Here is a 12233-nt window from a genome sequence, read left to right as displayed (position 1 = left end):
CAGGGAATTACCGCATCACTAAATGGCAGCATGTACCGGCTTAATGGGGATGACAAAGATCAATACATACATTTGCGGCAAAATAGTGCGGGACTCATCTATGACTTTAAACTTAGCCAGCGATGGAAATTGAACCTGATTGCCGGTCATACTTTTTCGCAAAGACTGGAAACATTTAATATGGATCAAAAAGTGCCCTTCGAAGGGTTCGGCAAACTCAATAACCGGGTAGCCAACGTGTATTATCGTCAGAATTCATTTATATTCCAGGGCGGAATCAGTTATGAATTCTGACGAAAGGATACCTTACTACCCAGAAAGATGGAAAAAGATAATTGTCTTACGTAATAACCCGAAAGTTCGGTCACAGACATATAGCCGGTGAAATAAAGCGACCTTATGATCACTATCTGGCAACGAGTAACGATGCCTTAAAATTGACATTATAAACCATTAAAAAGTTTATCGGCCAAATAAAGTTTAAAATCTTTAATCCTTCCGGTTTCCATATCCTGCCGCGGTAGCATTTTAATACCACTTATGGTTGTTTTACCTCCCAGGTCTATAACAACCTGGTGCGGGTGTTTGGTGGCATTATCCTTCCATTGGGTATGCCAGATACTGGTGTACTGTAGGTCGAACACGTTTTCTGATTTGCCGTCTTCGCCTTTCAGTTCCTCGCTATCGGCATACACTACTTTCCACAAGCCGCGGGGTATTTGATTTCCGTTCTCATCCAGCAATTCAAGCTCGGCCAATGAGGTAAACTGGTCGCCCACAAAGTTGTTTAAAGCTTCCAGGGCAATATAACGACCGCTTTTTATGGGAAACGTAAATGTTTGCCATTTAGTAGAATTTTCCATTACTCCCGAATATAACAAGCTATTCAAATTATTTCCGAACTGTTGCCCGGCTTTACGATGATTGCTGCTCACAGCTTTTATTTCTGTAAGACTATCCAATATTGGTTTATCCAAACCTTGCAGGCGGGCAGCAGATGGCCGGTGCATATCCAATACCACTACTTCATTTTTCCCATTATTTAGCCATACTCCGGGTACATACATGGTTTGGGTTGGCCCAATGTTCCAGTACCGGCCCAGGCAATGCCCGTTTATCCAGGTAACACCTTTTTTAAACCAGCGCATATCCAAATAAAAATCATCCTTGCTTTTTACATTAAAGTAGCCTTTGTAAAACGAGGGCTCATTCAACTTAGCTACGGCATTAATTGGCTTATATTTAAATGCCGGATTGCCTTCGCCCAACGGAATGGAATAATGTTTCCAGCCCTTTAACATCACTTTTTGCCCCCCTGTTATGTTATAAACTTCGCCTTGCAAGCCCTTACGGTCGTGCAGGTAATAACCGTAATTAACCCGCCCCATGGCTTCTACAAAAACCTGGAGCCTGGCACCCTTAGTGATTGCCGGAATTTCAATAACATGGTCATTTTTTACCCGGTTTAGTACACCAATAAGTTTATCATCAATAAAAACTTCTGCATAATCATGTACTTCGGTAAAATCCAGTTTACTTTTCGGGCCAGCCGGCAATGTTGTTTCATAAACCATCATTCCGTAACCCTGGTTCAAATCTTCCATAAAAAGTGTGGTATCACTTAATACAGGTTTTCCCAGCTGACTCATTATTGGGGCTACCATGCTAAGATTAAAAGGCTGTATTTTTTGTGTCGGTAACGCGGCGGGCACGTCCGTCAATACCTCGCCTGGCTGAAGATACTTTTTAAGCGTGTTACGCAACTCATCATATTTTGCAGTTGCAGAGCCATTTTCGCTTATAGGCGCATCATAATCATAACTCGATGTTTCGGGGGCATAAGGCTGACAGTTTGCGCCTGCCCATAAGCCGAATGATGTGCCGCCATGGATCATATAAATGCTAAAAGACGCCTTATGATCAAGCATCCAGCCAATTTCTTTGATAAGATGATCATTTGAGCCTGTATGGTGCGGCGCACCCCAGCTGTCAAACCAGCCCGGGTAATATTCGCCGCACATCAGCGGACCGGTGGGCTGTACCTGGCGTAAGGCTTTAAAACCGGCTTCGGGATTATTGCCAAAATTCACCACGGCAAAAATATCTCTCTGAACATCGTTTTTCAACTGAACGGTGCCATCGCAGGTAAACAAGGGAACGGTAAAGCCTGCCTCCTTTAAATAGTCCCTTATTTTTAAAATGTATTCCTTATCCGTGCCGTAACTTCCATATTCGTTTTCAACCTGTACCATTAGTATGGGGCCACCCTTTGTTATTTGCAAGGGGCTTAACACACGGCCAACTTCTTTTAAATATCGGCGGCAATGTTCCATGTAGTAAGGGTCCTGGGTACGTAATTGAATGTTTTTCTTTTTTAACAGCCACCAGGGCAGGCCACCAAATTCCCACTCGGCACATGAATATGGGCCGGGGCGCAGTAAAACATATAAGCCTTCTTCCTGCGCTATTTTACAAAACTCGGCTGCATCAGCCTGCCCTTCCCAGGTAAACTTCCCTGACTCTGTTTCCTGGAAGTTCCAAAACAGGTAAGCGCATACCGCGTTTAAGCCAACAGCTTTCGCCATTTTTAGCCGGTGCCTCCAATACGCCCTGGGTATACGCGCGTAATGCATCTCGCCACAACGAATAACAAATGGCTTACCGTTCAATATAAATGACTCCGTGCCAATTTTAAACGGCTCGTTAATTTCCTGCTGACCAAAGGCGGATCGGGAACTCAATCCGGCTAATAATAAGAGTAACCAAACAATACTTTTCTTCATTAAAAAAAACAATTTTAAAATCGTGTTATAAATTTATAAGGGGCAATAGCTGTATCACTATTAGCAAAATTTTAAGCCTGTAGCTATTTGATCCAAAATCGGTCAATCCTTTTTTAATTGGAGTGTTATCACAAATGGTTGGCTAAACTTAGCTTCTCCTAAATGCAGGTAATATTCGTTTCCATACGTTTTTTCGATTGTGAATTTTTGAAGGCTATCAGTTAAAAGTGAGTTATCTGCAATACTCGTTTTTTCAGGAAGCTTTAATTTTAATGCTTTTGATACAGGTATATTAAAAACTACCATGTAAAGCTTGTCATCACCCGGCTTTTGTGTAAAATAGCCCCAGTCCTGCTTTTCCAGGCCGGCGTTATCGCAGCTATATATCGCGGCCGAATTGGTTTTCATCCATGCGCCAACCTCTTTGGCCAGGTTTTGCTCATAGGTACGGATAGTACCATCGGGCTGGGGGCCAAAATTGAGTACAAAATTACCACCCATCGCGGTGCAGGTGGCCAGCATTTCTTCTATTTCGTAAGCAGTTTTTGTATGCCCCAACCATATTTTGTGGTATCCCCACTGATTTTCCGGAACGGTCATACAGGCTTCCCAGTCAAAATCAAGGCTTTTTACGTTTGATGGTAAACGGCGCTCAAAGCTGCCGTCAAAATCGCCAAAATGCCGTCCTTTATAATCATGATCTACATGCCCCTGCGCATCTGTACGAATGCGGTTATTAAGAATAATACCCGGTTTTAATGCCCGGCAATATTGCTCCAGCTCATAACCCATTTTGTAGTTCTTTTTATACGATGCTTCCCATTGCCCGTCGAACCAAAGGCCTTTAATACCTGGATAAGTGGTTATCAGCTCTTTCAGTTGATTTTTAACGAATGCGAAGTACCGTTCAAAAGCCTTTTGATCATCATCCGATTGTATAACCGACCGGTAATCGGGATGATGCCAGTCAAGGATAGAATAATAAAAATAAACATCAATCCCCTCCTTTTGATAGGCCTTTACAAAAGGCATCAGTAAATCTTTTTTATAAGGTGTTGATGCTATAGAAAAATCTGTAAAGGCACTGGGCCACAGGCAAAATCCCTCGTGATGTTTAGTTGTCAGGATAACATATTTCACACCCATATTTTTAGCAATACGGGCCCATTCTGTTGGATTATATTTTTGAGGATTAAACTGATGGATGAGTTCGGCATATTCTGCCGCGGAAATGTGGGCATCGGCTTTTAACCATTCAGCAGCGCCCGGATAATCTTTACCCTTCCACTGCCCGCCAGGCACGGCGTACAAACCCCAATGGATAAATTGCCCGAATCTATTGTCGCGCCATTTTTGCATCGCGGCGTCGGTACGCTTGCTCAATATCGTAGCCCCCATCAATGAATCGGCAGGGGTTGTTGTTTGCGCAAATGAAACCACACTAACAACTGTGCAAATAATAAGGCTGATTATGATTTTCTTCATTTTATAAGATGATTTTTAACGATGAAAGGGGCGCCATTTGGTAAAATATGGCCTTTGAGATACAATGGTAGCAAAATAATAATCGAAAAAAATAGTGAAAACTTACGCAACCGTTTGCGCATGCCGCAACAAACGTTTGCGTAAGTTTTATGCAACAACAGCGGCGGGCTGCGCCTTATTTTCTATTTTAATTTTAGTTAGTTTCGAGGATGTTAACCCTAAAAATCAATATTTTTATATGCGAAAACTAACTTTTCTGCTTGTTCTACTTTTGCCTATACATCTTTTTGCCCAACAATTTGAACCGGTAAAAGCACTGGTTAAAAGGCGTGCTCCCTGGTTAAGTGATCATATTATTTTCAAGACCTTAAAATCTCCCGACTCCGAAATAGCCCAGCTACAAACTATAAAAAACAAACTGGTGATCAGCGCTTCAGGGCCTAATGCAGCGGCAGTTGGTGTAAACTGGTATTTAAAATATTATTGCCACAGATCCATGTCGCACATGGGCGATAACCTGGCACCTGTGTTTCCGATTCCGGTTGTTGGCAAAAAAGAAACTGTAAAAGCGGAGGCTAAGTATCGTTATGCATTAAATTATTGTACCTATAACTATACCATGAGTTTTTACAGCTGGGCCGATTGGGAACGGGAGCTTGACTGGATGGCGCTAAATGGTGTTAATACGATGCTTACCGTTGAAGGCATGGAAGCGGTATGGCAAAATACACTGAGGAAGATAGGGTATAACGAAAATGAAATTAACAACTTTATAGTTGGCCCCGCTTATACCGCATGGTGGCTGATGGGCAATATTGAAGGCTGGGGCGGACCGATGCCGCAAAGCCAGGTTGACAACCGCAAGCTGATTCAGCAAAAAATGATAAAGCGAATGCGGGAATTGGGGATAGAACCTGTTTTACAAGGTTTTTATGGAATGGTGCCAAGTACGTTAAAAAATAAAAGCAAGGCGCACATTATAGACCAGGGCACCTGGGGCGCATTTAAAAGGCCCGACATACTTGACCCTACTGACCCTGAATTTAGCCGCGTAGCGGGTATATATTACAGCGAAATGCAGGCATTATATGGCAAAAACATCCATTTTTTTGCAGGCGATCCTTTTCATGAGGGAGGTAAAACCGACGGTATTGATCTGAAAAAGGCGGGGGCAAGCATACAGGCATCAATGCAAAGTTATTATCCGGGCTCGTCATGGGTGTTGCAGGGTTGGCAGGATAACCCTAAACAGGCCATGCTTGACGGTCTTGATAAATCAAAAGTACTGGTACAGGAACTTTTTGGCGAGTTTACCAACAACTGGGAAAAACGTAAAGCCTATGATAACACACCGTTTATATGGTGCAGTGTTAACAATTTTGGCGAACGCCCCGGTGTATACGGCAAATTACAACGCTTTGCCGATGAAATTTACAGGGCCAGGGAAAGCACTTACAGCAATTATCTTAAGGGTGTTGGTATAATGCCCGAAGGTATCAACAATAATCCCCCAGACTATGATTTGATGCTCGAACTGGGCTGGCGCACAGAACATGTTGATACCCGTACCTGGATTAATAATTACGCCAAATACCGTTATGGTGTAAACAATGCGCATACAAGTAATGCCTGGCAAGGCTTTTTACAAACCATTTATCAAAGCCTTCCCGGTTATCAGGAAGGGGCCGGCGAATCTATTTTTTGTGCAAGGCCCGCGCTTAAGGTCAAGTCAATCTCCAGTTGGGGCACGCTTACCCGGAATTATGATACTGTACAATTTGAAAAAGCGGTAAAAGAATTTGCACTGGCTGCACCCGGGCTCATGAATTCGGCTACTTACAAAATAGATCTCATCAACATGGTTAGGCAGGTGCTGTCAAATAAAGGAACTCTTGTTTTTAATGACCTGGTAACAGCCTATAACAACAAGGATTTACCGGCCTTTAACAAGGCAAGTGAAAAGTTTCTGCACATGATAAAATTGACAGACGACTTGCTGAATACAGATGGTTACTTCAGGCTCAACACCTATCTCAAACAATCCATAGCCAACGGAAACACTGCTGAAGAGAAAGCAAATAACTTAAAAAACGCTTTAATGCAGATTACTTATTGGGGAGAAAACATACGTACCGAAGATAACCTGCATGAATATGCCTATAAAGAATGGGCCGGCCTGATGGATGGTTATTACCTGCCCCGCTGGGAAATTTACTTTGATTACCTGCGTGGTAACCTGCAGGGCAAAAACGCTCCCGAGCCCGATTACTTTTCCTGGGAACGCAAATGGGTGGATGAAAACCAGAAGCTAAATCCCGAAAAACCACACAGGCCTTTACAGGAAGTGGTTAACCAAATTTTATCGATGTAAACTTAGTATACCTAATTTAATTCAAACTAACAGACCGCTATGCGTCAACTCAAAAAAACAGTCTTAATTACGTTATTAATATCCCTGGTATTTTCCTCCTCGTATGCTCAAAAGAAAATAGGAACAGAAACACCCGAACAAAAAGCTAAACGCATGGCCTGGTGGACCAACGATCGGTTTGGCATGTTTATTCATTGGGGGCTTTACTCACAAGCCGCAAGGCACGAATGGGTAAAAAGATGGGAACGGATGACCGATAAACAATACCAGCCTTACTTTGATGAGTTTAACCCGGACTTGTTTAACCCTAAAGAATGGGCAAAAAAAGCCAAAGCAGCCGGAATGAAATATGCCGTACTTACTACCAAACACCACGAAGGGTTTTGCCTGTTTGATTCAAAATACACCGATTATAAAGCCACCAATACCGCAGCTAAACGAGACCTTGTAAGAGAGTTTGTAAATGCATTTAGGGCCGAAGGCATAAAAATAGGTTTCTATTACTCGCTGTTGGATTGGCATCACCCTGATTTTACAGTTGATGTTTTACACCCGTTGCAACCGGCAAGCGAAAAGGATGAAGATTATGATAAATTGAATAAAGGCCGGGATATGGCCAGGTACCGCACCTACATGCACAACCAGATTAAAGAACTGCTTAGCAACTACGGTAAAATTGATATGCTTTGGCTCGATTTTTCATACACCGACATGGGAAAACGTGGTAAAGGCAGCAAAGACTGGGGATCTGTTGAATTGGTTAAAGAAATAAGAAAACTACAGCCCAATATTATAATTGATAACCGCCTTGATATAAATGAATACCAGGATGGATGGGACTACCTGACACCCGAACAGGTAAACCTAACAGAATGGACCCAAAAAAACGATTACAAAACTTATTGGGAAACCTGCCAAACGTTTTCTGGTTCGTGGGGATATTTCCGCGATGAAAACAGCTGGAAAAGCACTAAACAGTTAATTACTATGCTGATAGAGGCTGTAAGCAAACGCGGTAACCTGCTGTTGAATGTGGGCCCTACTGCACGTGGTTTATTTGATAAACGGGCCAATGAAAGGCTTGACGGATTAGCAGCCTGGATGAAATACAACAGCCGCGCTATTTATGGATGCACCGAAGCACCGGAAACATTTAAAGCCCCTGAACATACCATGCTTACTTATAATGCCAATACCAGGCGTTTATATGTTCATTTGTTGGAGTACCCGGGCAAAACAATCACTTTACCAGGATACAAGGACAAAGTAAAATATATACAGTTTTTGCACGATGCCTCAGAAATTCAAACGGATAGCAAATCAAAAAATGCAGGAAATGACCTTGTGTTAAATCTACCGGAGACCAAACCTGATACCGAGATACCGGTAATTGAATTGATACTGAACTAATGCAATATACCCTGCTATTAAAATATATCCATTTATCATGATCCCAAAATTCATACTTGGCCTCTGCTTGTTGGCTTGTGGCCAGGCGGCGCTTGCGCAAAACGAGCACGAAATGTCCACTACGTACCAGGCTCCTAAAGACTCCCTGGTACGGAAAAAGCTTGCCCAATGGCAGGACCAAAAATTTGGTTTGTTCATGCACTGGGGCACCTACAGCCAATGGGGCGTGGCAGAAAGCTGGACTATTTGTCCCGATGACTGGGTTACACGTACCGGCCCCTATAGTGCTGATTATTTCACCTATAAAAAAGCCTATGAAAACCTGCAAACCACGTTTAACCCTGTAAACTTTAACCCCGAAAAATGGGCTAAAACCGCAAAAGCGGCGGGCATGAATTACATGGTGTTTACAACCAAACATCACGATGGTTTTAGCATGTTTGATACCAAACAAACGGATTATAAAATTACGGACACCAAAACCCCTTTCTCGAAAAATCCGCGTAGCAATGTCACCAAAGAAATATTTGACGCCTTCCGTAAAGACAATTTTATGATCGGGGCATATTTCTCCAAACCAGATTGGCATAACCAAAACTATTGGTGGTCGTACTTTCCCCCTAAAGACCACAATGTTAATTATTCCCCGCAACGCTACCCCGAACGCTGGCAAAAATTTAAAGATTTTACTTATAACCAGATTGAAGAATTGATGACGGGCTATGGCAAGGTAGATATTTTATGGCTCGATGGAGGCTGGGTAAGGCCCTTGCCAACAAATGATAACGATCCGCAGCACTATAACCAGGATCTTGATATGGCCAAAATAGCCAAAATGGGACGTAGCCATCAGCCAGGCCTTATTATGGTAGACAGAACAGTTGCCGGCGAATTTGAAAACTATACCACCCCAGAGCAGGAAGTACCGGATAAACCTTTATCGTACCCATGGGAAACCTGTATGACCATTGGCAAATATTGGAGTTACGTGCCGGATGACGAATTTAAACCCAGCCGGCAACTGGTGCAAACATTGATAAAAATAGTTTCGCGCGGCGGTAACCTGCTGCTTAATATAGCACCGGGACCTGACGGCGACTGGAATCCGGTTGCCTATCAACGATTGCAGGATATTGCGGATTGGATGAAAATTAACGGGAAGGGTATTTATGGTTCAGAGCCGGTAGCCCCTTACTCTGCCGGGAATATCTATTTCACTAAATCGAAAACAAAGAAAACATTGTACGCCTTTTGGTTATCCGAAAAGGATATGGTAAACCTACCGGCAAGCATAAGTTTTCCGGTAAATAACATCAAACAACCGAAAAAAGTAAGCCTGCTGGGTAGTGTTCAAAAACTGAAATGGGATTATAAAAACGGACTGTTAAGCATTAAAACACCTGATGCTTTACAAAAAAGTACCGCTTTAAAGTATAGCGGCACTTTTGTATTGGAATATTAAAAAATGGGGCTTATGCTATAAAATTAACCGGGTGAGATACCATATTTGAATCAAATACAACCCGGTGAAAGCCAGGGATTGATGGAGTTTCTTTAGCACGGTCGTCAATTAACTTGAAAAGTATTTCTGCAGCTTTTACGCCCTGCTCTTTAGGGAACTGTTCGATAGATGCGAGCGGCGAATTATCCGTAAAACTCCAGATAGGCGAATTGGCAAAACTAATAAAGCTGATATCGCGATTGACTACCAAATTGTGGGTTTTTACCTGCCCCATTGCATCCCGGGCCACATAATCGTTAAAAGTGATGACGGCTGTGGGCCTTTCCGCCAATGAAATAAGCTCGTCCATGGCCTGCTGATTTCGCTCACGCGATAGGTCTGAATACACAACAAACTCTGGCTTTATGTCAATTTGATGATCGCTAAGCCCTTTTTGATAAGCCTCCAAACGTTCTTTACTTGCTGCTAACTGCCATGGGCCATTAATTAACCCAATATTGCGGTGCCCTTTTGCTATTAAACACTCAATGGCCTGTAACATTCCCGATTGGAGGTTACAAGCCGAATAATGTATATCTTCCATGTCGGGTATACGATCAACAAATACGATGGGGATATTATATTTTTTCAATTGGTTAAACACTTCATAATCGGTAGTATTTTTACTTATAGATATAATGATGCCATCTAACCGGTGATTCCTCATAGTTTGCAGGATTCCTTTTTCTTTATCGGGGTTTTCTAATGACTGCCCGATAAAAACATTGTAGTTTTTTTTACTCGCATAATCTTCAATGCCGCTAAGAGCCAAAGAAAAAAAAGCATCAGAAAAATCAGGAAGAATAACACCGATAGTGAATGTTTTTCGTTGCTTAAAAAAAACCGCGGTTTGATTACGCTCATAATTTAATTCGTTTGCTACCTTATTAACCCTCATGGTTGTTACCAGGCCAATACTGGGGTGCCCATGAAGGGCCCGGGATACCGTTGATGCATTTACTTTTAAGCGTTTAGCTATCTCTTTAATTGTCGGGATCTTTTCCATTTGATAAACGAGATTAAAACAATGGGTATTTATTATCTATTAGTCTTAGTCCAAAAAAATCGTTGAAGTCAAATAATTAAAGGGTTAACGTCACCCGTGTATTGTTCTATAATTGCAAAACCAAAGCCGTATGCGTAACCTGCATATACAACTAATGGTTATTGATAAGCACCTTTGCTTATTTGCTGATTAACAATACGCGCGTTGCCATCAAAATCTGTATTACCATTAACAACATCTGATATAACCTGCCCGCTATTTTTTGCAGTAGAAGATGATTGCAAACGAAGATTGAGGCCGGATGTATTTATGAATAAAGGATCGGCACCAGTTGTAGAATTAGCATCTCCGCCACTGGCGGCCTTCCAGGCATTGTAATCGGTGTAGGATACGCCGTTCCAGGTCCACTGTGCGGCACCTGTGGTATAATACAGATTGTAATCAATAACGTTTCCGGATCCTTTAGCCGTGTACTTATGAACAAACATATCTGATGCACCTCCATAAATAACATTGTTCTTAATCACATTATTAGTGCAATCTTCCCTGATACTAATTTCCCCTTCTATTTCACCAAAAGCGCCTAATGCCTGATTATTATTGTATAAGGTGTTATTTACAATGAATGAGTTACTTGTTCCCGCGCCGGTATAATTCAAATACCCCCCCATGTAAATACCCGAGCACCAACAGTTGTATACCAGGTTGTTCCTTATGGTAACGTGATCAGTAGGAAATCCATTTGTTTCGCTTACGGCGCCAATCCCCCTATCTGTAACAGATACCCTGTTCTTTTCTACTACCACGTTTCTGCCGCCATCTACATAAATACCTATAGCGCCATGCCCGCCAAGCGGCCCTCTTTTGCTTTCAATATTATACAGGGTGTTACCGCTGATGACCCCGTTTCGAGCATAATTAAGTGCAGGGTCGGCATTGGCAGCGTAACCGCCGGCAGCATCAATACCAATATTTTGCGCGTTATAGATGGTATTGTTTGTAATGGCGAACCCGTCAACATACCCATTAACAGTCAGATTTTCGCCGTATCCGGTTTTACAATCATGTATGGTGTTCCCGGTAACGGTAATATTAGTTACCGGATCGGACGTGTTCCCGATAATTAAAATGGCGTTGCCTCCGCCGTTCAGCGGCAGCTGGGTATAATCAATACCATATATGGTGTTGTTCTTTATGGTGATGTAGTCAGATCCGCCCTCAACCATAATGGCTTTAGGATCGCCGGTAGATGTTTTAAAATTGCGTATTTCAAATCCATCAACCACAATAAATTTGGCTTTATCAATGGTTACCAGCGCCTCGCGGCCATTAACGCTAAAAGCGCTGCCGTCAATAACCGGTTTCTCGCCACGGTAGGCTTTCAATGTAATATACTTATCCATTACTCCCGACTTGGGGAATACCACTTTTTCACTATACGTTCCACTTTTTACAATTACTGTATCGCCGGGGATGGTATGGCTTAGCGCGTTATTAATGGTCTGAAAAGGCGCATCAATCGTTCCCTTATTCGATTCTAAGCCGTTGGCAGATACATAATAAACATGAGTATTGCCAGAAGGTGTTACTACTGCCGCGCCGTTTTTTTTACTGCAACCAAATACCTGCGCTGCAAAGCCAAGCATTAAAAAAATATTGATATTATGTTTCATTGCC

General features: G+C 42.4%; 8 protein-coding genes. 4 read left to right on the top strand and 4 right to left on the bottom strand.

Going from position 1 to position 12233, the window contains the following annotated elements; translation table 11 throughout:
- Positions 1–30 precede the first annotated feature (30 nt).
- Positions 31–294, top strand: coding sequence for a hypothetical protein (locus PQ469_RS09945; protein WP_274212823.1), 264 nt, complete (start codon positions 31–33; stop codon positions 292–294).
- A 149-nt stretch (positions 295–443) separates the two neighbouring features.
- On the opposite strand, the gene PQ469_RS09940 is transcribed toward PQ469_RS09945, so the two are convergent.
- Together PQ469_RS09940 and PQ469_RS09935 are read right to left on the bottom strand one after the other, a co-directional pair.
- A complete protein-coding gene (locus tag PQ469_RS09940) occupies positions 444–2783 on the bottom strand; it encodes a beta-galactosidase (protein WP_274212822.1) in 2340 nt (779 codons plus the stop codon).
- A gap of 102 nt (positions 2784–2885) precedes the next feature.
- Positions 2886–4268 (bottom strand): alpha-L-fucosidase, encoded by a 1383-nt coding sequence (locus PQ469_RS09935; RefSeq protein ID WP_274212821.1) that lies wholly within the window; start codon positions 4266–4268, stop codon positions 2886–2888.
- Positions 4269–4362: 94 nt separating this feature from the next.
- On the opposite strand from PQ469_RS09935, the gene PQ469_RS09930 reads away from it, so the two are divergent.
- The 3 genes from PQ469_RS09930 to PQ469_RS09920 are packed head-to-tail and all read left to right on the top strand — an operon-like array spanning position 4363 to position 9511.
- Positions 4363–6639 carry an alpha-N-acetylglucosaminidase gene (locus PQ469_RS09930; protein WP_274212820.1) on the top strand — a complete coding sequence of 759 codons (2277 nt, stop codon included), beginning with the start codon at positions 4363–4365 and terminating at the stop codon, positions 6637–6639.
- A 39-nt stretch (positions 6640–6678) separates the two neighbouring features.
- Positions 6679–8049, top strand: a complete 1371-nt coding sequence (locus PQ469_RS09925; RefSeq protein WP_274212819.1) for an alpha-L-fucosidase — start codon at positions 6679–6681, stop codon at positions 8047–8049.
- Between the two features lie 37 nt (positions 8050–8086).
- Positions 8087–9511: an alpha-L-fucosidase gene (locus tag PQ469_RS09920; protein ID WP_274212818.1), complete on the top strand. Its 1425-nt coding sequence runs from the start codon at positions 8087–8089 to the stop codon at positions 9509–9511.
- A 10-nt stretch (positions 9512–9521) separates the two neighbouring features.
- On the opposite strand, the gene PQ469_RS09915 is transcribed toward PQ469_RS09920, so the two are convergent.
- Positions 9522–10556, bottom strand: a complete 1035-nt coding sequence (locus tag PQ469_RS09915; protein ID WP_274212817.1) for a LacI family DNA-binding transcriptional regulator — start codon at positions 10554–10556, stop codon at positions 9522–9524.
- 158 nt (positions 10557–10714) lie between these two features.
- The gene (locus PQ469_RS09910) at positions 10715–12229 is read right to left on the bottom strand and encodes a right-handed parallel beta-helix repeat-containing protein (protein WP_274212816.1); all 1515 of its coding nucleotides are present in this window, start codon (positions 12227–12229) and stop codon (positions 10715–10717) included.
- Between the last annotated feature and the right edge of the window lie 4 nt (positions 12230–12233).

The organism is Mucilaginibacter sp. KACC 22773 (assembly GCF_028736215.1).
Classification (GTDB): Bacteria; Bacteroidota; Bacteroidia; order Sphingobacteriales; family Sphingobacteriaceae; genus Mucilaginibacter.
This window is presented reverse-complemented; position numbering and strand designations above follow the sequence as displayed.